Origin of the sequence: Aliidiomarina sanyensis (assembly GCF_003987175.1) — a bacterium.
GTDB lineage: Bacteria > Pseudomonadota > Gammaproteobacteria > Enterobacterales > Alteromonadaceae > Aliidiomarina > Aliidiomarina sanyensis.
Genome location: NZ_PIPM01000008.1, coordinates 37,252 through 59,705 on the forward strand (window position 1 = coordinate 37,252; position 22,454 = coordinate 59,705).

Below are 22,454 nucleotides of genomic sequence, written 5' to 3' on the forward strand. Positions count from 1 at the left end.
TTTAATCCTGCGATGAGTCGTTAAATAGTTTCTGATAAGCCGCCAGGGCAGAAAAGTCGTTTCGCCGACCCGCGGCTTGAATCGCGAGTGTCGGTGTGTGCAACAGTGAGTTGGTAAGCCGTTGAGATAGCTCTTGAATCACTTCCTCAGGATTTCTCCCTGCGGCTAGTTGAGCAAGTGCACGATCGCGCTGTTTATGGGCGATCGCCTCACACCGACTGCGATATTGTCGCAGCAAATCCACGCTATTTAAGCTCTGCATCCACGCCGTAAACTCCGCGACGTGGCGCTGAATAATATCGCGCGCTTCCGTGGCGGCTTGCTGTCGCTGCTCGAGATTACGACTGACAATGCTTTGCAGGTCGTCTACCGTATAAAGGTAGATATCTTCGAGGTCATTGACTTGCTCTTCAATGTCGCGTGGAACCGCTAGGTCAATAAACAACATTGGCTGATGACGCCGCTCTTTTAGGGCCGCCTCAACGGTTCCTTTACCAATGACTGGCACAGGGCTTGCTGTCGAAGAAATAATAATATCTGATTTCGGTAGCAGGGACTTCAAGCTTGATAATGCGTACGCCTCGCCCCCCACCAAGTGCGCGAGCTCTTCTGCACGTGCAACCGTTCGATTCGCGACACGAATGGTCTTAACGCCCTGGTCCCGCAAATGGCGAGCCGCAAGCTCTGCGGTTTCACCGGCACCCACTAGAAGAACGTTAGCTTCATGCAAACTGCTAAAAATATGTTTTGCGAGATTCACTGCGGCAAAGGCCACAGACACTGCATTCTGACCAACCTCGGTTTCCGTCCGAATCACTTTCGCTGTTGCGAATGCCGACTGAAATAAGCGCTCAAAAACCGACCCTACGGTTCCCGCCTCTCGTGCCTGCTGAAATGCTTGTTTCACTTGCCCGAGGATTTGCGGTTCACCGAGCACGAGGGAATCGAGCCCCGCTGCCACAGACATCAAATGGGCCACCGCATCTTGATCCGCATGATGGTATAAATATTGTGTTAATTCGGTCGCGGAGACTTGGTGGAAGTTTGCGAGCCATTCGATAATCGAGGCAAGCTCAGAGGATTCCGCATGACAATACAGCTCCGTACGATTGCACGTGGAGACAATGACGGTTTCACTCACCTTCCCTTGCTGGATAAGTGACTGCAAAGCCATCTCCAGCTGCTCTGGTTGAAACGAAACTTTTTCACGAATACCGACGGTCGCAGTCTTGTGATTAATGCCTAATGCAAGAATTGTCATGAATGCTGTGTGCGAAACCCTGTTAACCGATGTGCGTTTCTGTTCGATGCGGCCATGCACCGACGGAAATACCGAGGCCGTATTGTATGCGATGCGCCGTTTTAATGAAAGCAATGGCGCAACGACAAACTGGCAATCCGAACCGACATGATGAACAATACGGTCATTCCATCCCATTGGCTTTGCCAAGCCAAGGATATGAGAGGCTAGTTTTCATGACGCAAACGTCCCAGAGGTATTTCTCCCGATTCATACTGGTGCTGGTAAGTCTACTTGGCATGAGTGGTTGTACGATTACTCCCCCGCCAACAGCGACCGCCGAGCCGCCCGAACATGCGCGTCATCAAGCTTGGCTCGCCCAAATCCACTTTTGGAATATCCAAGGTAATGTTGCATTCTTTAACGACGCAGACCAACAAAGGGATGCAGCACGTTATACTTGGCGCCAACAATCCAACCCTGCAGAGACCACGTTCCGGCTTTATCACCCGCTGCGTGGTACCTTAGCTCGGTTAGAGCAGGATAGCAGCGGAAGTACATTCACAAATCAGCAAGGCGAACCCTTTCATGCTGAAAATATCGATGCACTGCTTTACCAACACACGGGCATGGCAATTCCTTTTCGATTGCTAACCGAGGGCATTACTGGGCTTGAGCCCGCTCTTCCAACCGTAAATCGTGAATGGTACGAGGATGGAACGCTGGCCCGCTATACCGCCGATGCAACCGTCTTCGATTGGGATCCTCAAGTATGGCAGGTCCATCTGAGTGACTACCGAGTTGTGGTGCATGACGGTCGTTCATTTGTCTTGCCGCACTTGATCGAAGCGAGTCAATACCCCTTGAGAGTTCGCTTGAGCATCAGCCAGTGGCGTGAGGTTCGGACACAATGACTCGCTTGACGCTGCCTGCTCCGGCGAAGCTGAATTTATTTCTCCACATTACAGGCCGTCGGAAAGACGGCTATCATGAGCTCGAAACCTTGTTTCAGTTTTTAACGCTCGCGGACCAACTGCACTTTCAATTAGTCGCGGAGGATGTGATTCGGGTCTCACCAAGTCTTCCCGGCGTAGCGCTGCAAGACCATTTGGTATTTCGCGCAGCTCAACTGCTTGCGCCATACCGTTCAGATGCCCGTGGTATCCAGATCGAGATCGAAAAGAACCTTCCGATGGGAGGTGGCGTAGGTGGAGGATCGTCAGACGCGGCAACGACATTGCTCGCGCTCAATTACCTGTGGGAGTTGAATTTATCCCTTGAGCAGCTCGCGATCCTTGGCTTGAAGTTGGGTGCCGACGTGCCAATTTTTGTTTACGGAGCTGCCAGTTTTGCGCAGGGTGTCGGAGAAAAGCTAACGCCTGTGACGCCCCCTGAAAATTGGTATCTACTGGTTCATCCAGGGGTGCATATCAGCACCGCGGCTGTGTTCTCGCACCCAGAGCTCCCTCGAAACACCCCTAAGTTAACTGCCAACGATCCGATAACCGATTGGCAAATACACCATAACGACTGTGAGTCTTTGGTCTGCTCTCTCTATCCACAGGTTGCCACGGCACGTGAGTGGTTGCTAAAATACGGTCCGTCCAGACTGACGGGGACCGGAGCATGTCTATTTACCTGTTTTTCTTCGGAAAATGAGGCGAGACAAGCACTGCACGCTTTACCGAGTACATTTCGGGGGTTTCTCGCCCGTGGCGTCAATCGCTCACCTGCACATGTGGCACTAGCCGCGTTGACGGAAGCGAGCACGGGAGCGTGATATCCGTCGTACCCACTCTCACACAATTCAAACTGGTCGAGGTTTACTGTGCCTGACATGAAGCTCTTTGCTGGCAACGCAACACCCGAGCTCGCCCGCAAGATCGCTGATCGCCTCTACATCAAGCTTGGTGAAGCTGATGTAGGCCGCTTCAGCGACGGCGAAATTAGCGTTCAAATCAACGAAAATGTTCGCGGCTCTGACGTCTTTATCATCCAATCTACCTGCGCACCCACCAACGACAATTTGATGGAATTGATCGTCATGGTTGATGCTTTACGTCGTGCTTCCGCAGGACGAATCACCGCGGTTATTCCATACTTCGGTTACGCTCGCCAAGATCGACGGGTCCGTTCAGCCCGTGTGCCGATCACCGCCAAGGTAGTCGCAGACTTCCTTTCCAGTGTGGGTGTAGACCGCGTCCTGACGGTAGACTTACACGCAGAGCAGATTCAAGGGTTCTTTGATGTTCCTGTTGACAATGTATTCGGCAGCCCCGTGCTTCTTGAGCATATGAAGCAACAAACATTCGAATCGCCTGTCATGGTATCCCCAGATATTGGAGGTGTCGTTCGCGCCCGAGCCATGGCTAAACTGATGAATGATGCGGACCTTGCCATCATCGATAAACGGCGGCCAAAAGCCAATGAATCGCAAGTAATGCATATCATTGGTGATGTAAATGGTCGTGATTGTGTGATGGTTGACGATATGATCGATACCGGAGGCACGCTCTGCAAAGCTGCCGAGGCGTTGAAGAAAAACGGAGCAAAGCGCGTTTTCGCCTACGCAACGCACCCTGTCTTCTCCGGCAACGCCGTTGAAAACCTCCGCAACTCAGCCATCGATCAAGTCATTGTCACCGACTCCATTCCCCTAAAACCAGAAATGAAAGAACTTGAGATTGTCACGCAACTCAGTCTCAGTGGTATGTTGTCTGAAGCGCTGCGGCGTGTTAGCAATGAAGAGTCTATTTCAGCGATGTTTGAGTATTAACCGCAATTGCTACGATGCGGTTAAACCGAAAGAAAGGGCGTCTTGATACAGACGCCCTTTTTTGTTACCACATAAGGTCGTCGGGAATTTGATAATCTGCGTAGGGATCGTCTTCGGTGGGCGAGTCAGAATGCTCTGCTTCAGTATTCAAAAGGACCACCACGTCCGGCATTCGCTGTTGAATCTTTTCTGCTACTTGGGCTGGCACAAGCGCGTATGCCTTTTGATCACGAACGATAGCAAGCTGACCGCGTGATATTTCGTTGTGGTGCTTTTGCGTCACATAAATACGCTTCACAATGGCGCCATCAGCGAAGTTGAAGGTTATATCCCCTTCGCCTGACACCCGATTCACATCAATGAGTTGTTTTACTTGTGCAGCGATCGCCCGTTGCTCGGATTCCACTTTCCGCTGCTGATTCAATGCCTGATCGCGGGCAATCTGCTGTTGACGTTTCTCTTCAGCGAGCCGCGTCGCCTCATTCACAACCACATGTTTTTTACCCGCCTGTTTTTTCGCGCGATGTTTCTCTTTATTCAAGGATTTTAACTTCTTAGCATCGGCTAACCCCGCCTTGAGGAGTTGCTCCTGTAATGCATTCTTCATGCGTTGTATCGTCCTAAAAAAATTCAGCTTGGGAATAACGTGTATAAACGAACGTAAAAAGAAGAGTAACAGCTCGTTTGGTTTGGGAAAAGCGATCGCACATCAAAGCAAGAACCACTACATCATTGCGTAAGTAAGAAAGATCCCAAACACAACGGCAATCCCCCCAAACAGCATCGCATGACGGGGCAAAATGTCATTCGCCCAGCCCATCAATGCGATAAATCGGGCACGTCCCATCAGGGCTACAGTCACCCCCGCGATCAATGAGATCCATCCGATAATTTGTAACGCGAGCGGAAACTGAGACTGGCCTGCCACCTGCAGCAGTAATAAACCGAGCAATATACGCACGGAAGCCGCAACAGCATGCATCCAAAAGGAACGGGCATGGGCACGTAGCAAACCAAAAATACTGCTTGGCTTCAGCAGAATTAAACCACCGACGGTGATCAAAAATAACCCAAACAGGATGATTGCAAATTCCATATCACACTCCGAAATGAACCAATTATCTTCATACTATAGCAAGTCCCCACGACTACTACGCCACCATCCATACAAACCAATAAATGCATTCACCTGGTAGACCATGGTCTGAATCGCAAAAATATAGTTTTGATTCGCAAGGTTCACCGCAAGCCATACAAAGTTTACAGCGATCCAAAGGAGCCAACTAAAAGAATAACGCAAAATCATCGTAGTCTGCGCGGTGACCCCAAGGACGAAAGCAACGACGTTAATTTGATACCAGGACAGGTCCCAACCAAGAAAGTGAAGCGCCACATCCGTGCTGCTCTCGAGGAAACTGTACGTCTGCAATTGCGCATTGAGCCATGGAAAAATCGCGAGCCCAAGAAAAATAAAGCCCGCCGTGACCCACCAGACCGATGTATTTGCTGAGCGCGGGCGCATATTTCCCTCACGGTCCTGATGTTTCCGCCACGTGACCAAGCCATACAGGTGCGTAAGAAAATAAAAAAGTGGCGCTAGCACTAAACCAGTCGCCCCCACGCGTCCTTGTACGATGGACTCACCCATATTCGCTGCGAGCCCAAGACCGTTTCCTGTTAGATTTCGGCGAAAAGCCAATGCAACGACACAGATGAGTCCAATCAAGGCGACACATAACATCAGCATATCAAGCGTGGTCCGCTCCGTTCCCCACCAAAAACCACTGCCTAACGCAGCAGCACCACAAAAAAACCAAACGAGAGCCCACGGACGTTGCCATTCACCAATAATTTTATCGAGCACCTGAATTCGCATATTTGCCCTAGAAGTCGTTATATCAAGTTGATTCCAAATATAAGAGATTGTGGCGAACGAGGGAACGCCTACACAGTTTTCGCTCCGTGACACCCTTTGCTATCTTTGACCTGACAGCGGACCAATTTATGTGTTCACAAATGGAGCCAACGACTAGGAGTCAGATAGCATATGAAGATGAAGCCGAGGAAGCTGATTGCATGGACTGCCATTTACATTGTGCTCGCTCTGCTCCCTTTACTGATTACTTGGGGGATGCGTGCGAAGTATCCACTAGAGAGTCGTTCTATGTCGTTTGAGATAGGGGTCGCATGTGGATTGCTCGGCTTAGGTGTACTCGGTCTGCAGTGCATTGTATCGGGCCGACACGCTTGGTTCGCAGAGGGTGCTGGGCAAGACAATCTCTTGCAGTTCCATCGACAAATGGGTCTTTTCGCGTGGTTACTCATTCTTGCCCATCCCATTCTAATTTTTCTCGGTGATTCGACATTGATCGACTATCTGTCCGTCTCCAATGAACCACTCCGAGCACTGGGTTTATATTTCATGCTCGCCGCTGTTACGGTCCTCATTGTCACGTCCTTGTGGCGCGTTCAGCTCGGCCTACAGTACGAATGGTGGCGGATTATTCACAGTGTATTAGCCTTCACCCTTATTCTTGCGGCCCTGTCGCATGCACTGTTGGTGAATTACTTCACTGGGAATCCGTTGGTGCAGGGCTCACTCATTCTGTTTGTCACACTGTGCCTCGGCTTCGTGCTTGAAACACGCATCTTTCGCCCCCTTCGGATGCGAAGACGCCGTTGGATAATCGCGGACAATCAAACAGTTCCCGGCCCCTCAAGTCAACTGACGCTCTCGGCAGTAGGTCACAATGGACTCGCCTTTAAACCCGGCCAATATGCCTGGTTTACCGTAGGAAATTCGCCTTTTTCTTTACAACAGCATCCGTTCTCACTGCACTCTGATCCAAATAACCCCGAATGGTTGCAAATTACCGCACAACATCAGGGAGACTTTACGAATTCGCTATCTGAGGAAAGACGAGGTACTCCTGTCTGGATCGAGGGGCCTTATGGTGTCCTCACACGAGATCCCGAAACGACTCAGCCCGCAATATTTTTTGCTGGCGGCATCGGAATTACGCCTATCCTCAGCATTCTCAAAGCATGCAAGTCTGAAAATAACTTCGCCCGTATGACGTTGATTTACGCCAACATAGATCGCGACTCGATTCTGTTTCTAGATGAGATCAACGATCTCGAACGAAGCCTGAATTTAGAGGTTATTCATGTGCTTGAGAATCCACCTACAGGCTGGGATGGTGAGACCGGTCGGATCGACGAAGAATTTATGAATCGCCATTTTGACACATGGCCGAAAGGGAGTGACTACTACATTTGTGGTCCAACACCTCTGATGGACGTTGTAGAAAAAGCGCTACGGAGCCGAGGCATCCCAATCAAAAATATTCATTCCGAGCGATTCGAGTTCGTTTGATTTATTAATGGATAACCACATTCGCAAAACGGAGCTAGTTATGATTCATATCGTCGCACGTAGGGTTGCTTATGGCATCGCACTTATTTTGCTGCTTTTAGCTATCGGCTTGACGTGGTGGGTTTTGCGGTGGTGAATATCCGTTAAACAAAGGCAATCCAGCGCCCTGCAACGATGGTGGCGAGCCAAATCATAATGGATGTAAACGCCGTCACTCTGAGAACAGGCGAGATGGCACCAGTTTCCAATAAAGTGCTCCATTGAGGAAGTCGATGCACGATGGCGACATTCATTAATCCAATGCCGATTAGCGCGATCTTCAGCAGAAATGCACTGTTATTGAGATAGGTCGTAGGCTGCACACTGAAGAGCATCACGCCACTGACGAAAGCAAGGCACAGCCCAATGGCGGCGAAGCGACTGCATAACCGCGCTAGATCAACTATGTGAGCCCGCTGCACCATGCCGAGGATTCGAAGATCGAGGAGTGCTATCGCGCCAATAAGAAAGCCCAGCCCAATAATATGGGCTGAGCTAACAATAGGATAAGCGATTGCCGACTGACGCATAAAGCTCGCCAGCGCGGTATCGCCGACACTGAGTAACAGTGCCGACAGCATTCCGATTAATCTTCCTGCAGAAGATGAGGATAGAAGGTGTAATCCGTCCCGTTAATTGTTGCGCGAACGGCTTTGATCAACTTTTCGTCTTCGTCAAGATGGCGATGGCCACGAATAAGAACTTCATCACCCACCTCAGCAACACCGTCCACGAATCCTGCATCTCGCGTTTGACGCGGGTTACCAAGATCCACCTGCCATGGTCCATCGGGGGTGTCGATCATCAACCGAGGATGTGGAGGGCCGATATAGATCTCGGTAATCGTCCCAGTCATTTCCGTTTGCTCTTCTTCAGCCCAGTTCCAGCCATGATGGGCTGCCGCAGTCGCAGCCCAGAACACTAAAGTGGCTACCACACCAACCACCATGGTCTTGATATGATTATTTAGCATCTATCTGTCCTTCCTTAATAAAGATTCCACACGAAAGTATGTCTTTATACGTGTCGTAAACGCCGACTCGATCGCTTTGAAGTATAAGAAACCCTGCTCGTCTCGCCAGTTCCGCTTGTGTGAAACACGGAGAATCACCTAAATTTTGCGGTAAAATTACACAACCTCCTCAAAAAGCAGCTTGTATAAACGCATGGACGCCCTACCTTAGCGGGTATGCTCAGCCCGTTGTTTAACCCAGCGTACGAGGAAGGAGAACCCGAGTAAAACAGGCGATGAAGGCTTGTTTCGTGTAGATGATGGTGATATTATGCGCCGCCCCTGAAAACAGGGTTTAGCGCCGCTTCTTGGTCGCGGGAAACGGTCCATTAATCTTCGGAGATTTAAGTAATGAGTCAACCTAATTACGAATTCAAAGCTGAAATCCGGACTGACTTAGGTAAAGGTGCGAGCCGCCGCCTGCGTCACGAAGGAAAAATTCCTGCCATTTTATACGGTGGAAAGGAAGATGCACTGTCATTGACACTGGATCATGACAAAATCATCAACGCTGCAGATCATGAAGGCTTCTTCAGCCACATTCTGACCCTGCACATTGGTGGCAAGAAGCAACAAGCTATCTTGAAAGACGTTCAGCGCCACCCATACAAGCCAAAAATCACCCACTTAGACTTCCAGCGCGTCAGCGCGAAAGAAGAGCTGCACACGAATGTTCCTGTGCACTTCCTTGGTGAAGAAGCGGTTAAGAAAGCCGGTGGTGTTGTTGTTCACCAGTTGAACGATATCGAAATCACCTGTTTGCCGAAAGACCTGCCTGAGTTCATCGAAGTTGACGTGTCAGGTTTAGAGATTGGTGACAACATTCACTTGAGCCAGATCGAAGCGCCGAAAGGTGTAACTTTTGTCGAGCTGACGCGTGGTGCAGACCACGATCCAGTCCTCGTGACCGTGAGCAAGCCAAAAGCAGAGAAAGTTGAAGACGAAGCGCCAGAAGCTCCTGAAGCTCCTGAAGCTGCGAATGAAAAGAAAGACGAAGAGTAATCATTTAGGTTTCTCTGATGTCAGCAGACATTCGCCTTATCGTGGGCCTGGGAAATCCGGGCCCCGAATATTCCGCAACCCGGCACAATGCCGGGTTCTGGTTTATTGAAGCGCTCGCAGCGCAATTTAAAGCGACTTTGAGTCCTGACGCAAAATATTTTGGGACCACAACCCGCCTTCCCCCTCCCTACGCCGAAACACGCCTACTCATGCCGATGACATTTATGAATCGGAGTGGTCAGTCCGTGGGTGCTATGGCGAGCTTTTTCAAAATCACGCCGGAGCAAATCCTCGTTGTGCATGATGAGCTTGACCTCCCACCCGGTGTCGCAAAGTTCAAACAAGGGGGAGGACACGGTGGACACAACGGCCTGAAAGATATTGCGCGAGCACTCGGAAACAATGTGAATTTTCATCGACTACGGATCGGTATTGGCCATCCAGGCCATAGCTCGCAAGTGACGGGTTATGTGCTGGGTAAAGCACCAAGCGATCAGCAACGCCTGATTGAGGATGCGGTGCATGAGGCGCTTCGAGCGGTCGAAATTGCAATGCAACAAGGCTGGGTACCTGCGAAGCAGTACCTTCACTCGTTCAAAGCAGGTCAATAAGCGACCTTTTTAAACACAGATTAAGTGGACAGCAATCATGGGATTTAAATGCGGAATTGTTGGCTTGCCCAACGTTGGTAAATCAACCTTGTTTAATGCATTAACCAAAGCAGGTATTGATGCAGCAAACTTTCCTTTTTGCACAATTGAACCAAATACAGGTGTGGTTGCCGTACCGGATACGCGTCTCGATGTACTTTCAGCGATCGTAAATCCGCAAAAAGTCATTCCCACCACAATGGAATTTGTGGATATCGCAGGATTGGTGAAAGGCGCATCCAAAGGTGAAGGCCTTGGAAACCAGTTCTTAGCCAATATCCGCGAAACCGATGCCATTGGCCATGTGGTTCGTTGCTTTGAAGATGAGAACATCGTTCACGTCGCAGGTCGCGTGAATCCCCTCGAAGACATCGATACCATTAACACCGAATTAGCACTCGCAGATCTCGATTCCGTCGAGAAAGCGATTCATCGCCTCGGTAAAAAAGCCAAAGGGGGCGAGAAGCAGGCCAAAGAAGAGATGATTGTCCTCGAAAAATTACTCCCTGCATTGTCTGAAGGCCACATGGCGCGAAGTGTCGAGCTGTCAGATGACGAGCGTAAAACCATTCGTTCGTTCAATCTTCTGACGCTTAAGCCCACGATGTACATCTGCAATGTGAGCGAAGATGGATTTGACAACAATCCGCATTTGCAAGCGGTGATCGACTTAGCGGCGACCGAAAACGCGATTGTCGTTCCTGTGTGTGCAGCAATCGAGTCGGAAATTGCCGAGCTTGAAGATGAAGATAAAGCTGAGTTTCTTGATACGATGGGCCTTGAAGAGCCGGGACTCAACCGTGTAATTCGTGCCGGGTATGAACTTCTTAATTTACATACCTACTTCACGGCTGGCGTCAAAGAAGTGCGCGCATGGACTATCAAGAAGAAATCAACCGCACCGCAAGCTGCTGGCCGAATCCATACGGATTTTGAAAAAGGCTTTATTCGTGCTGAAGTCATCGGATACGAAGATTATGTCACCTGCAAGGGTGAACAAGGCGCCAAAGATGCGGGCAAATGGCGCCTTGAAGGAAAAGAGTACATCGTAAAAGATGGCGATGTTATTCACTTCCGCTTTAACGTTTAATTAACGGTTGGAACATACACAAAAGCTCGCTGGCAATCCGCGAGCTTTTTTATTTGCTTGCGTCCGATTCGATCACGCTTAGTGCCCGACTACCTCACCGTGCATTGCCGCGAGTAACGAGAGTAAGCGGTTCTGCGCACGAACGGATACATTCGAATCATCCATAGCGCGCTGCAATGCCTCGACTAGGGCGTTAAAGTCTGTGTTGGTGAGATTCATGCCCGTATGGGATGTCACCATATCATCTCCGCTATAGACACAATCACCGCCTGAAATTTCACAGATTTGCTCCACGAGTTTCTCGTGCAAACGAATCATATCGACATTTTCAAAGTGATGTCGAATCCGCGGATCCTCAAGGGAGTAAATCAGCATATCTTCCATTAATTGCTCAATACCCGCAGTTTCTCCGAGATCATGATAAAGAGAACGCTCCTGAGCATTGACCGTAGAGAATGCGAATAGCAACGCCAGCAATCCGAGTTTAAAACAATTCATATAGAACTCCTCGTCAAAATGACGCTTGGATACTCAGGTAATAGCCGCGCTGGCCTGATTCTCCAGCAATACTGCCCAAATCAACATAGGCCCCAACGAGCGCGACTTGTTTCGATGGAAACCAAGCAACCCATGCCGAGGTCCAATCATCTTCGTGAGCAAAACTTAAGTTATCGGGCTTTTGACGATACTCCACCCCGACTGCCAATGCTCGGTTTACAAACATTCCCAATGCTAGTTCAGCCTGAAGTTCATGCTGGTCACGGGTATCACCACCAAACCCAAGCAATCCCCCTTGATTGGCGCGTGTGGCACGGACCGTACCATTCGCTAGCCAGGTCCGATCAAACGGACCGGCAAGCCACACACGACTCACTGCAAGGTATACATCCCAATCAGCGTCTCGAGCAGAGCCTACCGCTTCAGGGATTGCATACTGGGTGTTCCGTTTGTATTGGGTTCCCACGCTGATCTGTGGCATCGCGCCATAAATTAAATCGCCGGTGAGACGATACTTTGCGCCAAGAATATCTTGCCTCAGTTCAGCCCCAAGATTCTCAAGATTAAACATTTGACGCGCAAACGACACCTCAAAGCGATTTCCGTAGCTCACCGAAACACCTGTAACATCCAAGCGATAATCATCGACCTGCGCCCGGCTCAGCGTTGCTGTCCCGCCCCATTGCTCGTCCTCGGTGTAACCGGAAATGACCGCCCAGGGGACCAGCCCGCCGCCAGCACTACCCTCTATTGTGGTCACACCACCAGTCGCCAAAAGTCTGCCACCACTTGCTTGGGCTGGAAACGCAAAAATCGATGCAACACAAGCAATTGCTCCAACCATCACGACCCATCGTGTCTTCATAGATTGCTATCCTTATGTCGTTCTTCGTGCGCCTGATACCATGTTAAAAACTCATCCGCTCCACGCGGCTTGCTAAAGAAGTAACCCTGTAAGGTGTCACATCCCCAATCACTTAATAGCCGCGCAGCCGCCTCACTCTCCACGCCTTCAGCCACGACAGAAAGACCCAAGCGATGCGCCATTTCAATGGTTGAGTGAACGATCGTTTGATCGGCAGGGTTGTGTTCTAAATTCATCACAAAGCTTCGATCGACCTTCAATTCAGTGGCATGCAAGCTTCGCAACTGCAGCAAAGAACTGAATCCCGTTCCATAATCGTCAATTGAGATTCCAAAGCCAAGAGCCCGCAGTTCGGTTAATACGTCGCTTACCCGCTCCGATTGCTCAATCATTGCGTTCTCGGTCACTTCGATCACAAAGGCATCTGACGGAACGCCAAGGCGCGTGATCACATCGTGCAGCGCAACAATGACCTCACTTTCTAACAGGTCGCTGGCTGAAAAATTGACGGAAAGTGATGTTTGCACCCCCTGAGAACGCCAAACGGCAATCGTTTCCAAGGCTGTGCGACAAACCCATTGGGTCAACTCGTGGATGAGGTCGGATTGTTCTGCAATCGGAATAAATTCATCCGGTCCCACCCACCCCAAATCCTCACTTTGCCAACGTAACAGCGCCTCAACCCCCAGACAATGACGGGTTTTTGCATCGACTTTAGGTTGGAAAACAAGACTCAGCTCATTGTTCGAAATAGCAGTTGGCAATGCATTGGATATTGCCAGTGCACGCATCGCGCGGAGTTCCATCCCCTCACGGTAGTCACCGTAAGCTTGTTTGGCGCGATGTGCAGAGGCCCGTGCGAACTGAGCGTTGCGGATCAATCCATCAAAATCTTTAGCGTCCCCTGGCGCATGCGTTCGGCCTGCGTTAAAGCGGAGTGCATAATGCACGGTACCGAGTCGTACTCCACGATTGAAGGCTTCGAGTACCCGAACAAAACACGCGTCGCGCGAAGACTCGCCATCCTCGATTAGGAGAACAAATTCATCGCCTTGCAAACGGTACAAGGATTCCTGAGAGGACATCTCCTTGGCAACCCGTTCACTCAAAGCGACTAACATGCGATCGCAAATCGATGGGCCATACATACTGTTTAGTTGACGAAAATTCTGACAGTTCACCAGCACCAATGTGAATGATTTCTTCTCAGAGCACCATGCGTCGACTGCTTGTTTCAAACTTAAAGCATTCGGAAGCCTTGTGAGTTCATCGTGGGTGAGCTGGTGGGATATTTTCGCTTCACGCTCAGCAATTGCGGACTGCATTTTGTTGAAGCCCTGTGCAAGTTCACCAAGCTCATCCGTTCGCTTTATTGCAATGGGCTCCGCATAGTGTCCAGAGCGGATCCGCGCCGCGATCCGTGTGAGCTCACGAAGTGGCTGCGTCACCTGCCGACCTAAAAGAATCGCAATGGAAATGGCGGCAATCAGCGTAACGCCAGCAATCAGCCAGAGCGAGCGTTTTAAAAGTGTAAACGGTGCCTGAGCATCTTCCAGCGAAGACGCCAACAAGACGTAAAGTGCTGAGTCGGCCTCGTTCGACTGACCAAACTGGGTCATGGGAAGCCAACGAGTATTGAGCTGGAATTGATCTTGCCAATCGGAGAGTTGAGTCGACTGATGTGTCAAAAATTGTGTTAAATCACGCTCCATCATCTCGTTTTTTGACGTAATCACAATCTGTTCTGAATTCCCTGGGGCGTAAACAAAACTGACATGACTCATGGTAAGGCTCTCGAGTTCGCGCGCCAGCTCCGAATCAACTGCGAACCCAAAAAGCACATAAGCAATCACATTCGGCGCCCGAACCGGAACCACCACAGCCTGAAATAACTCGCCCTCGGCGCGGAGAATTCCGGATGCACGTTCCGACCACCGACCAACCATCTGTTCCGCGGTAAAATCCACATCATGAGATGACACGAGGATATCGCCTTCGGGGCTCAACACTGTCATCAGTTCGGCCTCGATGCGTTGACCGTGATTTACCAATGCAGAAATAATTGTGTCATCGTCGGCACTGGCTATTGCTTGGCGAAAGCCAAAGTCGTCTGCAAGAATCCCGGCTCCCTGTCGAAGCTGCTGCTCACGAAGCTCAAGAAGCTGCGAGAATACCCGTTCACTGACTTCAAGCTCTCGATCGGAATTTCGTAGCACACTCACTTCGGTTGACCAAAGGGTTGCGGAGATGACAGTAACCAGCGTCACGGCGACTAAGCCCGCCAATAAAATGACCAAGCGCTGTTGATAGCTAATGGTCATGTTGCAACCTCCGCCGGAAGCGTTGCTCAAGCCGAGACGCCTCCCGTTCCGGGGGGCGTGTCACCGGCACAGTCAAAACATCGTCCTCGAGGTGCTCTGCAACAAGGAGCGGGCCATACCCCGCAGCACTCATCCACGGATGCCAAAAGTACCATGCAAGCTGAGGTTGCAAAGTGATCCCTTCAACCCGCCCGTTCTCTATCGAACGGTACGTTTGGCCCACATCACTCACAATAATATGGCCAATCATGTCATCATGAATGTTGCATCCCACGGTAACAAAACCAACCTCAGGAAAGTCTATTTTCGGCGCTTCACCGCGAGCAAAAAGTTGAAACTCAAAAGGACGAACTTCCGAAAAGGAATACACATGATGGCGAATACTATCGCTGTTGGGAAAGGTTACCGAATCCCCCGGGCGAATCACGAGCAACTGAGGTGAAAACTGCCGTTCAATTTGGTCCATAATATGGATTTGCGACGCCTCACCCGTATCCGCAGATACATCGGCTTGCTCTGAGATACCAAAAATAACCACATCCGGCAGCGCGTCCCCGTTTCCATCGGTAACACGCATTGAACTTGCGAGTGCGCTCAGGGAGCTCGCAAGACATAATCCTAGCATTAAGCAACACCACAAAAGAATCGTAAGACCCTGGTGACGAGCTCGCAATGGAGTCCGTGAGTGACTCAGGTGCATGCGTACGTATCCTGTTCTGCGCGATTGCTTTATCGCAACGGTTCTGATTGTTATAGTTTCATCATACAAGGTTCATGAAATAAAGCATCTAACTTCATCGGGTAATCGGCGAGTCCAGCGAAAGCTTGAGGAAACCGACGAACAAAGGGACGACTATCATGGCAAAAGGGTATCGCGTTGAGAAAGATAGCATGGGCACCGTAAACGTTCCCGAAGACGCACTGTTTGGGGCACAAACTCAACGGGCGATCGATAACTTTCAGCTCAGTGACTTACAGCTTCCATTCGCTTTCATCCGCGCAGTGGCTCTGATTAAATATTGTGCCGCAGAGGCGAACGAAGCACTCGGTCAACTCGACAGACGTCGAGCGGATGCAATCATGCAAGCAGCCCTCGAAGTCTTTGAAGGCCGTTGGCAAAATCAATTTCCAGTCGATGTGTTCCAAACCGGCTCTGGCACCAGTACCAACATGAATGTGAATGAAGTGCTCGCAACGCTTGCGGCCAAACAAAGCGGCCTGGAGGTCCATCCAAACGACCATGTAAACCATGGGCAAAGTAGTAACGACGTGATCCCCACCGCCATTCAAGTAAGCGCAGCGCGTCGCTTACATCGAAAATTGTTCCCCGCACTCAAACACCTTGAGCAGACGATTCAAGAAAAAGCACAGCAGCTCAACGGCATCGTAAAAACAGGTCGCACCCATTTAATGGACGCAATGCCTTTAACGTTCGAGCAAGAACTGGAGACGTGGGCAGCACAGTTAAAACAAGCCCGCGAGCGATTAGAAACGCTGATGCCCCAGCTGTTAAGTCTACCGCAAGGCGGGACCGCTATCGGCACGGGCGTCAATGCTCACCCTGATTTTGCGCACCATTTTTGTGACGCGATGCAACGCTTTACCGAAATGCCTTTTACGTCGGCCAACAACAAGTTTGTCGGCATCGCCGGGCAAGATATCGCCGTTGCAACGTCAGGTGTGTTGACGTCTTTAGCAACGGTTATGATGAAGATCGCGAACGATCTCCGGTGGATGAATAGCGGACCACTTGCAGGCCTTGGGGAAATTGAGTTACCCGCCTTACAGCCAGGATCCAGCATCATGCCGGGCAAAGTAAATCCCGTAATCCCCGAAGCAGTGGCGATGGCATCCGCACAAGTCTTCGGTAACCACACCTCCATATCACTGGCTGGGCAGAGCGGTAATTTTCAATTAAATGTCATGCTGCCTTTAATTGCTTACAATTTCTTGCAAAGTATTGAGTTGATGACCTCGTCTGCTTATGCACTTGCCGATCAGGCGATTAGCGGATTTACCGTTCATCAGGAAAAATTAAACGAGGCGCTTGCACGAAATCCGATTCTTGTGACCGCTTTAAACCCCGTGATTGGTTACAACAAAGCGGCCGAAATCGCAAAGAAAGCCTATCAGGAAAAACGACCTGTACTTGAGGTCGCCATGGAACTAACCGATCTTTCTGAATCCGAACTCACCACTCTGTTGGATCCAGCAAAACTAACCAACCATCGTTCGCGTAACCGCGATTCATAACCTTGTTCTGTGGCTCAAACGCTTAGAATCCGAACGATGGAGTAACAATAGGATGGGATGTATGAAACAAGCTGATATTCTAATTACTGGCGCAAATCGTGGCATTGGACTTGCGCTCGCACAACAATATGCAGATGCAGGAGCTCACGTTTTCGCCGTCTGTCGCAAGCCCTCGGCCGCTCTGCGTCATAGTGGAATCACTATCCTTGATGGCATCGATGTGACTGCACCGGATGCTGTCACGCGCATTCGCGAGGCTCTCGATGGCCGAAAAATAGACGTTTTGATTAATAATGCCGGAATTCTTACGCGGGAGAACATCAATGATGCTCCAGCCCCGGCCATATTGAAGCAATTTGAAGTGAATGCACTTGCCCCGCTTCAGCTTACCCTTGGCTTGCTTCCCAACCTTAAGAAAGGCAGTAAAGTGGCTCTCATCACCAGTCGTATGGGTTCAATGGAAGATAACGGCAGTGGTGGCTATTACGGATATCGCATGTCAAAAGCAGCCCTAAATGCCGCGGGCGTCTCTCTTGCTCATGACCTCAAGGACAAATCAATTGCTGTCGCTCTGCTGCACCCGGGTTATGTCCAGACCGACATGGTGAACAACACCGGCGATATCAGTGCAGCGACCGCGGCATCGCGTTTACGCCAACGGATCAGTGATCTCAACATCGATAACTCAGGCTCATTTTGGCATAGCAACGGCGAAGTCTTGCCGTGGTAAAAACAGCAGATTTGTGCGAGAATTGTTGCTCTTTTCACCACATCTGCGCTTTTTTGAGCAGTCAGCGGGGAAATACTGCTTTTTTTCCGAAAAGGTGTTGACTGCGCAACAGTGGATTCGCATAATACGCGCCGCTGAAACGCACAGATTTGTATTGATAAAACGGCTACGTAGCTCAGTTGGTTAGAGCACATCACTCATAATGATGGGGTCGCAGGTTCGAATCCCGCCGTAGCCACCATCAATACAAAAAGCTTTCGATATGAGATGCGGGAGTGGTGGAATTGGTAGACACGCTGGATTTAGGTTCCAGTGCCGCGAGGCGTGAGAGTTCGAGTCTCTCCTTCCGCACCACTCAATTCGAAAGTCTCGCAGCGTTGCTGCACTGAGCGAAAAAACTGTTGGGGTATAGCCAAGTGGTAAGGCAGCGGGTTTTGATCCCGCCATTCCTAGGTTCGAATCCTAGTACCCCAGCCATTTTTTTGTTGACTGTTCTTGCCAACGAGCTCCATCTACGAGTAGCCTAGGCAGAGAAAAGTATCGACAACTTCAGCAATAAAAGTATCTGCTGGGGTATAGCCAAGTGGTAAGGCAGCGGGTTTTGATCCCGCCATTCCTAGGTTCGAGTCCTAGTACCCCAGCCACTTTTAACCATGCTGTTTCCTGTATTGCGGTGGTGGCGGAATTGGTAGACGCGCTAGCTTCAGGTGCTAGTGTCCGAAAGGACGTGTGGGTTCAAGTCCCACCCTCCGCACCAATACAGAAAAACAAAAACCGGCAAGCGCCGGTTTTTTTGTGCTTATTGAGCCGCAGAAACGCCATTTCTCCTTATTTTGAGGTGAAACGTCCGCCGGCAAAGGTTCCCACCCAACCTCGTAGCGCTGGAATTGGCCCTCGGCTTGATGCCAAGAGAGCAAACGCAGCGCGCCTCAGCCGAACCATACCCCGGTGCTCGCTGCGAAAGAGCCGTGAAATTCCGTCAAGCCCGTGTCCCATTACATTGTTTTCTAATTTCCGCTGCATGAGTGTGCGAGCGAGGACATCTGAAATCGTCTCATCATTCGCAGATCCCGCCGCTGAAAATATGGCTTGGACATCCCGAAAACCAAGATTAACGCCCTGCCCGGCCAATGGGTGGACCGCATGCGCTGCATCACCAATTACGCCGCCCGCGCGTTGCCCAGACCAAGGTGTGAGTACTTGCTGATGGCGCAACGGAAATGAGCCCATTTTGACCAACTTAAACTCACCAATCTCACTCGCGAACCGCTGCTCAAGTGCTTTTTGTTGTCCCGCGGAGTCCAGACGCTTAATGCCATTCAATTGAGGCTCGGCTGCATACACGATAAGGCAGGCATGGTGCTCGGCAAGGGGCAAGAGCGCATGCACTTCGTCTCCTGCAAAAATTTGCCACGTGCGAGCGGGCACAGGTTGGGGCATTTTCACCAACGCAAGCAAACAGTGTTCCCTATACGTCCGGCCGCTCGTTCCCAGCCCCAACGCATGACGAACCGGTGATTGTGCGCCATCGGCACCTAACAGTGCGCGATAAGGAATCGCCGTTCCGGATGCCGTTCGAACAACGAACTCCGTTGTCCCATTATCACCACCTGATTGGTGTTCAAGCGCTGCAAAACGTTCATTGTGAAAACGGACGAGCGGATGCCGACGACATTGTTGTTGCAGTGCCCTTTGCAAAACTCGGTTTTCTAGCATGTAGCCAAGTGCAGGTCCATTTGCATCACCAAACTCGAGCCACGGACCACCCTGCTCTTTTACCGCAAGTTCATGGAATACTTGATGGCGTGCTTGCAGCAAATCCTCCCAAATACCGAGACGTTCGAGCAGAGCAATGTTGTCTGCAGTTACCGCAGAAATTCGCAAATCATAGGGTTCTTCTGGTTGGTATTCTGCCTCTGGCTGAGGCTCAAGAACATCCACAGAAAAGCCCGACTCAGCGAGGGCGAGTGCTGCCGCTGCACCAACCATGCCGCCGCCGACAATGACGATGGGTTTTGTTCTTTGCACCACAGTAAGAATCCTATTCGAAAACCTATATCTCGCCCTATTATGCCTCAATGATCCATTCGCTGCATTGATCACTATCATGCTAAACTCTGCGCACGACCGCAGCAGATACCCGTGTAAAAAGGAGAGTTTTTCTGAATCCGATAGTCGCCGCCTCCCTTCTGCTACTTTTTGCCGAACTTTGCTTCGCCGCCACCAGCGCGATGGTGAAATATCTTGCTCCCGATATCCCCGCGACGCACCTAGTTTTTTTCCGGAATTTTTTTGCACTGATTGTTCTTCTTCCATGGCTATACAAACGCCGCCAAACCGCATTTCGCACCTCTCAACTCAAATTACACCTGTTGCGAGCGGTGACTGGAATCGCGGGTATGTACCTCTTTTTCTACGTGATCACCCAGGTGGCATTAGCGAAAGCTACGTTGGTACTGCTTATGGCTCCATTTATCATTCCCGTCATTAGTTGGTTTTGGCTCAAGGAACGGATCGGCCCTGCCCTCTGGTTTGCAATCGCGCTCGGGTTTTTAGGTGTGTTGATCTTTTTGAATCCGTTTGCAGGCGGATTTCCAGCGGTCATGTTATTTGCATTTCTCGCAGCATTCTTGGCGGCTTGGGCCAAGACTGTAATCCGAAAGCTATCGAAAACCGAATCACCGAGTAAAATTGTGTTTTATTTTTCCTTTTTCGCCACCGTGATGACTGCGATCCCCGTCTTGATCAATTGGCAGCAGCTCTCGTGGCAACTCTGGATGGGTGTGATGTTGATGGGAGTTTTTGCCGTGTTAGGTCAACTCACCATGACCCGTGCATTTAGTATGGCCCCGCCTTCGCAAATTGGCGTATTCACCTATAGTTCGGTGCTGTTTGCTGCATTGATTGGTTACTTAATTTGGGGCGAGGCGTTTACGGTTCATATGCTCGTGGGAACAGCAATCATCATGAGTGCTGGCTATTTGACCATACGGCAAAATCGAAGCCCCGCGATAAAAATCCCGCCAAGCGGTACCACAAATCCCTGATGAGGCCACCAACACACACATTCAATTCGGGACAAAGGTGGCGAGTGCGCGTGGAACAGGGTAAAATATGTGCCCTTGATCACGCGCGGTAAAACGAAGTCAGAGCATGAGTAAAAAAGTCTATATCAAAACTTGGGGCTGTCAGATGAACGAGTATGACTCGGGCAAAATGGCAGATTTACTCCACAGCCATCTAGGCTATGAGTCCGCGGCCGAAGCCGAGGATGCCGATTTGATTTTGCTAAACACCTGCTCCATCCGCGAGAAGGCGCAAGAGAAGGTGTTTCACCAGCTCGGACGTTGGAAGCAGCTCAAACAGCACAAACCTGATCTAGTCATTGGTGTCGGCGGTTGTGTCGCTTCTCAGGAAGGTGCTGCTATCCGTGAACGAGCGCCCTTTGTCGATCTCGTGTTTGGTCCTCAGACGCTCCACCGCTTACCTGCAATGCTGAAAGAATTGGGTGAAGGCAAAGAGTCCGTCATTGATATCTCATTTCCAGAAATTGAAAAATTTGACCGCTTGCCAGATCCGAAAGCCGAAGGACCTACCGCGTTCGTATCCATCATGGAAGGCTGCAGTAAATATTGCACATTCTGCGTGGTGCCATACACCCGTGGTGAAGAAGTCAGTCGTCCACTTGATGACGTCCTTTATGAGATCGCACAACTTGCGGACCAAGGGGTGCGCGAAGTGAACTTACTCGGTCAAAACGTCAATGCGTATCGAGGTGACCGCCACGACGGAACGCTCTGTACCTTTGCCGAACTGCTCCACTATATCGCAGCCATCGATGGCATTGACCGCATTCGCTATACAACATCGCACCCTGTTGAGTTTACCGACGATATCATTGCAGCCTATGCGACGATTCCAGAGCTTGTAAGCCACCTCCATCTGCCGGTGCAAAGCGGTTCTGACCGTATCCTTGCGCTCATGAAGCGAGGCCATACTGCACTCGAGTACAAATCGCAGATTCGCAAACTACGGAAGGTTCGCCCTGACATCGCAATGTCGTCAGATTTTATTATCGGTTTTCCAGGTGAAACCGATGCTGACTTTGAGCAAACCATGGACCTCATACAAGCCGTAGATTTCGATTTGAGCTTTAGCTTTATCTACAGCGCGCGTCCTGGCACACCGGCGGCAGATCTACCGGATGATGTTCCTGAGAGCGTCAAAAAAGAACGTTTACAGCTTCTTCAGCAACGGATTAATCAGCAGGCCCAGCGTCACGCACGGCAAATGCTCAATACTGAACAGCGGATTTTGGTCATCGGCCCTTCACGGAAGAACCCTATGGAGTTGAGTGGTCGAACCGAGAATAATCGGGTCGTGAACTTTGAGGGGCGTCCAGACATGATCGGAAAATTTGTCGATGTCCGAATTACCGAAGCCCTCCCGAATTCACTTCGGGGCGACGTCATTCGTGAAGAGCACGAAATGGGTCTACGTGTTGACACGGCCCCAAAGAGTATTCTGACACGGAATCCTGAGCCGACGCCCGATGCGTTGGGTGTGAGTCAGTTTGATCCCATGCAATCTTAAGCAGAGAGA

The 22,454-nt window shown here is 50.4% G+C and carries 22 protein-coding genes and 5 tRNA genes; 16 read left to right on the forward strand and 11 right to left on the reverse strand.

All coding sequences use genetic code 11. The features are described from left to right. Position 1: 1 nt before the first annotated feature. Positions 2 to 1,261 carry a glutamyl-tRNA reductase gene (gene hemA, locus CWE11_RS08370; RefSeq protein WP_126777174.1) on the reverse strand — a complete coding sequence of 420 codons (1,260 nt, stop codon included), beginning with the start codon at positions 1,259 to 1,261 and terminating at the stop codon, positions 2 to 4. A gap of 215 nt (positions 1,262 to 1,476) precedes the next feature. Here hemA and lolB point away from each other — a divergent pair, with 215 nt between their 5' ends. From lolB to CWE11_RS08385, 3 genes are read left to right on the forward strand one after another with little or no spacing between them, the layout of a single operon-like run. Next, positions 1,477 to 2,154: a lipoprotein insertase outer membrane protein LolB gene (lolB, locus tag CWE11_RS08375; protein WP_275540960.1), complete on the forward strand. Its 678-nt coding sequence runs from the start codon at positions 1,477 to 1,479 to the stop codon at positions 2,152 to 2,154. Further along, positions 2,151 to 3,020: a 4-(cytidine 5'-diphospho)-2-C-methyl-D-erythritol kinase gene (ispE, locus tag CWE11_RS08380; protein ID WP_126777176.1), complete on the forward strand. Its 870-nt coding sequence runs from the start codon at positions 2,151 to 2,153 to the stop codon at positions 3,018 to 3,020. Before lolB ends, ispE begins: the two co-directional genes overlap by 4 nt. Before the next feature lie 48 nt (positions 3,021 to 3,068). Then, positions 3,069 to 4,016, forward strand: coding sequence for a ribose-phosphate pyrophosphokinase (locus CWE11_RS08385; RefSeq protein WP_126777177.1), 948 nt, complete (start codon positions 3,069 to 3,071; stop codon positions 4,014 to 4,016). Positions 4,017 to 4,080: 64 nt separating this feature from the next. Here CWE11_RS08385 and CWE11_RS08390 read toward each other — a convergent pair whose 3' ends face one another. The 3 genes from CWE11_RS08390 to pnuC form a co-directional block, all read right to left on the reverse strand. Continuing rightward, entirely contained in the window at positions 4,081 to 4,623 is a 543-nt protein-coding gene (locus CWE11_RS08390) for a DUF2058 domain-containing protein (RefSeq protein ID WP_126777178.1), read from the reverse strand. 117 nt (positions 4,624 to 4,740) lie between these two features. After that, positions 4,741 to 5,112, reverse strand: coding sequence for a hypothetical protein (locus CWE11_RS08395; protein ID WP_126777179.1), 372 nt, complete (start codon positions 5,110 to 5,112; stop codon positions 4,741 to 4,743). 33 nt (positions 5,113 to 5,145) lie between these two features. Then, positions 5,146 to 5,892 (reverse strand): nicotinamide riboside transporter PnuC, encoded by a 747-nt coding sequence (gene pnuC, locus CWE11_RS08400; protein WP_126777180.1) that lies wholly within the window; start codon positions 5,890 to 5,892, stop codon positions 5,146 to 5,148. A gap of 171 nt (positions 5,893 to 6,063) precedes the next feature. Here pnuC and CWE11_RS08405 point away from each other — a divergent pair, with 171 nt between their 5' ends. Beyond that, positions 6,064 to 7,392: a ferredoxin reductase family protein gene (locus CWE11_RS08405; protein ID WP_126777181.1), complete on the forward strand. Its 1,329-nt coding sequence runs from the start codon at positions 6,064 to 6,066 to the stop codon at positions 7,390 to 7,392. A 143-nt stretch (positions 7,393 to 7,535) separates the two neighbouring features. Here the strand turns inward: CWE11_RS08405 and CWE11_RS08410 are convergent, their stop codons facing one another. Beyond that, positions 7,536 to 8,012, reverse strand: a complete 477-nt coding sequence (locus CWE11_RS08410; protein WP_126777182.1) for a DUF6644 family protein — start codon at positions 8,010 to 8,012, stop codon at positions 7,536 to 7,538. Positions 8,013 to 8,017: 5 nt separating this feature from the next. Next, positions 8,018 to 8,404, reverse strand: coding sequence for a hypothetical protein (locus CWE11_RS08415; RefSeq protein ID WP_241971759.1), 387 nt, complete (start codon positions 8,402 to 8,404; stop codon positions 8,018 to 8,020). Between the two features lie 390 nt (positions 8,405 to 8,794). Between CWE11_RS08415 and CWE11_RS08420 the strand changes: the two genes are divergently transcribed. The 3 genes from CWE11_RS08420 to ychF are packed head-to-tail and all read left to right on the forward strand — an operon-like array spanning position 8,795 to position 11,185. Further along, positions 8,795 to 9,445 (forward strand): 50S ribosomal protein L25/general stress protein Ctc, encoded by a 651-nt coding sequence (locus CWE11_RS08420; protein ID WP_126777183.1) that lies wholly within the window; start codon positions 8,795 to 8,797, stop codon positions 9,443 to 9,445. A 17-nt stretch (positions 9,446 to 9,462) separates the two neighbouring features. Then, entirely contained in the window at positions 9,463 to 10,056 is a 594-nt protein-coding gene (gene pth / locus CWE11_RS08425; protein WP_126777184.1) for an aminoacyl-tRNA hydrolase, read from the forward strand. Between the two features lie 37 nt (positions 10,057 to 10,093). After that, positions 10,094 to 11,185 (forward strand): redox-regulated ATPase YchF, encoded by a 1,092-nt coding sequence (gene ychF / locus CWE11_RS08430; RefSeq protein ID WP_126777185.1) that lies wholly within the window; start codon positions 10,094 to 10,096, stop codon positions 11,183 to 11,185. Positions 11,186 to 11,263: 78 nt separating this feature from the next. Here the strand turns inward: ychF and CWE11_RS08435 are convergent, their stop codons facing one another. From CWE11_RS08435 to CWE11_RS08450, 4 genes are read right to left on the reverse strand one after another with little or no spacing between them, the layout of a single operon-like run. Then, positions 11,264 to 11,683 (reverse strand): group I truncated hemoglobin, encoded by a 420-nt coding sequence (locus CWE11_RS08435; protein WP_126777186.1) that lies wholly within the window; start codon positions 11,681 to 11,683, stop codon positions 11,264 to 11,266. Between the two features lie 13 nt (positions 11,684 to 11,696). Then, on the reverse strand, positions 11,697 to 12,548 hold the full coding sequence (locus CWE11_RS08440) for a DUF3034 family protein (RefSeq protein ID WP_126777187.1): 852 nt from the start codon (positions 12,546 to 12,548) through the stop codon (positions 11,697 to 11,699). Then, complete coding sequence (locus CWE11_RS08445) at positions 12,545 to 14,869, reverse strand: putative bifunctional diguanylate cyclase/phosphodiesterase (RefSeq protein WP_126777188.1); 2,325 nt, start codon at positions 14,867 to 14,869, stop codon at positions 12,545 to 12,547. The genes CWE11_RS08440 and CWE11_RS08445 overlap by 4 nt, the downstream gene beginning before the upstream one ends. Beyond that, a complete protein-coding gene (locus tag CWE11_RS08450) occupies positions 14,859 to 15,494 on the reverse strand; it encodes a cupredoxin domain-containing protein (RefSeq protein WP_126777189.1) in 636 nt (211 codons plus the stop codon). Before CWE11_RS08450 ends, CWE11_RS08445 begins: the two co-directional genes overlap by 11 nt. 233 nt (positions 15,495 to 15,727) lie before the next feature. Between CWE11_RS08450 and CWE11_RS08455 the strand changes: the two genes are divergently transcribed. The 7 genes from CWE11_RS08455 (at position 15,728) to CWE11_RS08485 (ending at position 18,609) form a co-directional block, all read left to right on the forward strand. Continuing rightward, on the forward strand, positions 15,728 to 17,122 hold the full coding sequence (locus CWE11_RS08455) for a class II fumarate hydratase (RefSeq protein ID WP_126777190.1): 1,395 nt from the start codon (positions 15,728 to 15,730) through the stop codon (positions 17,120 to 17,122). Positions 17,123 to 17,183: 61 nt separating this feature from the next. Beyond that, positions 17,184 to 17,852, forward strand: coding sequence for an SDR family oxidoreductase (locus CWE11_RS08460; RefSeq protein WP_126777191.1), 669 nt, complete (start codon positions 17,184 to 17,186; stop codon positions 17,850 to 17,852). 164 nt (positions 17,853 to 18,016) lie between these two features. Next, positions 18,017 to 18,093, forward strand: a tRNA-Met gene (locus tag CWE11_RS08465). A gap of 28 nt (positions 18,094 to 18,121) precedes the next feature. Continuing rightward, positions 18,122 to 18,206 (forward strand) — tRNA-Leu (locus CWE11_RS08470). A gap of 48 nt (positions 18,207 to 18,254) precedes the next feature. Continuing rightward, positions 18,255 to 18,329, forward strand: a tRNA-Gln gene (locus tag CWE11_RS08475). A gap of 92 nt (positions 18,330 to 18,421) precedes the next feature. After that, a tRNA-Gln gene (locus tag CWE11_RS08480) sits at positions 18,422 to 18,496 on the forward strand. Positions 18,497 to 18,522: 26 nt separating this feature from the next. Then, positions 18,523 to 18,609: transfer RNA gene (locus CWE11_RS08485), tRNA-Leu, on the forward strand. Positions 18,610 to 18,680: 71 nt separating this feature from the next. On the opposite strand, the gene CWE11_RS08490 is transcribed toward CWE11_RS08485, so the two are convergent. Then, positions 18,681 to 19,880, reverse strand: coding sequence for an FAD-dependent oxidoreductase (locus tag CWE11_RS08490; RefSeq protein WP_206750184.1), 1,200 nt, complete (start codon positions 19,878 to 19,880; stop codon positions 18,681 to 18,683). 161 nt (positions 19,881 to 20,041) lie between these two features. On the opposite strand from CWE11_RS08490, the gene CWE11_RS08495 reads away from it, so the two are divergent. Together CWE11_RS08495 and miaB are read left to right on the forward strand one after the other, a co-directional pair. Then, positions 20,042 to 20,899 (forward strand): DMT family transporter, encoded by an 858-nt coding sequence (locus CWE11_RS08495; RefSeq protein ID WP_275540961.1) that lies wholly within the window; start codon positions 20,042 to 20,044, stop codon positions 20,897 to 20,899. Positions 20,900 to 21,005: 106 nt separating this feature from the next. Beyond that, a complete protein-coding gene (gene miaB, locus CWE11_RS08500) occupies positions 21,006 to 22,445 on the forward strand; it encodes a tRNA (N6-isopentenyl adenosine(37)-C2)-methylthiotransferase MiaB (RefSeq protein ID WP_126777193.1) in 1,440 nt (479 codons plus the stop codon). The last annotated feature ends 9 nt before the right edge of the window (positions 22,446 to 22,454 follow it).

Coding starts and splice junctions, on each gene's coding strand:
- CWE11_RS08450 (WP_126777189.1), bottom strand. CDS start 15,494: ATGCTAGGATTATGTCTTGCGAGCTCCCTGAGCGCACTCGCAAGTTCA.
- pth (WP_126777184.1), top strand. CDS start 9,463: ATGTCAGCAGACATTCGCCTTATCGTGGGCCTGGGAAATCCGGGCCCC.
- CWE11_RS08445 (WP_126777188.1), bottom strand. CDS start 14,869: ATGACCATTAGCTATCAACAGCGCTTGGTCATTTTATTGGCGGGCTTA.
- CWE11_RS08415 (WP_241971759.1), bottom strand. CDS start 8,404: ATGCTAAATAATCATATCAAGACCATGGTGGTTGGTGTGGTAGCCACT.
- hemA (WP_126777174.1), bottom strand. CDS start 1,261: ATGACAATTCTTGCATTAGGCATTAATCACAAGACTGCGACCGTCGGT.
- miaB (WP_126777193.1), top strand. CDS start 21,006: ATGAGTAAAAAAGTCTATATCAAAACTTGGGGCTGTCAGATGAACGAG.
- CWE11_RS08435 (WP_126777186.1), bottom strand. CDS start 11,683: ATGAATTGTTTTAAACTCGGATTGCTGGCGTTGCTATTCGCATTCTCT.
- CWE11_RS08420 (WP_126777183.1), top strand. CDS start 8,795: ATGAGTCAACCTAATTACGAATTCAAAGCTGAAATCCGGACTGACTTA.
- pnuC (WP_126777180.1), bottom strand. CDS start 5,892: ATGCGAATTCAGGTGCTCGATAAAATTATTGGTGAATGGCAACGTCCG.
- CWE11_RS08455 (WP_126777190.1), top strand. CDS start 15,728: ATGGCAAAAGGGTATCGCGTTGAGAAAGATAGCATGGGCACCGTAAAC.
- CWE11_RS08405 (WP_126777181.1), top strand. CDS start 6,064: ATGAAGATGAAGCCGAGGAAGCTGATTGCATGGACTGCCATTTACATT.
- lolB (WP_275540960.1), top strand. CDS start 1,477: ATGACGCAAACGTCCCAGAGGTATTTCTCCCGATTCATACTGGTGCTG.
- CWE11_RS08390 (WP_126777178.1), bottom strand. CDS start 4,623: ATGAAGAATGCATTACAGGAGCAACTCCTCAAGGCGGGGTTAGCCGAT.
- CWE11_RS08395 (WP_126777179.1), bottom strand. CDS start 5,112: ATGGAATTTGCAATCATCCTGTTTGGGTTATTTTTGATCACCGTCGGT.
- ispE (WP_126777176.1), top strand. CDS start 2,151: ATGACTCGCTTGACGCTGCCTGCTCCGGCGAAGCTGAATTTATTTCTC.
- CWE11_RS08410 (WP_126777182.1), bottom strand. CDS start 8,012: ATGCTGTCGGCACTGTTACTCAGTGTCGGCGATACCGCGCTGGCGAGC.
- CWE11_RS08440 (WP_126777187.1), bottom strand. CDS start 12,548: ATGAAGACACGATGGGTCGTGATGGTTGGAGCAATTGCTTGTGTTGCA.
- ychF (WP_126777185.1), top strand. CDS start 10,094: ATGGGATTTAAATGCGGAATTGTTGGCTTGCCCAACGTTGGTAAATCA.
- CWE11_RS08460 (WP_126777191.1), top strand. CDS start 17,184: ATGAAACAAGCTGATATTCTAATTACTGGCGCAAATCGTGGCATTGGA.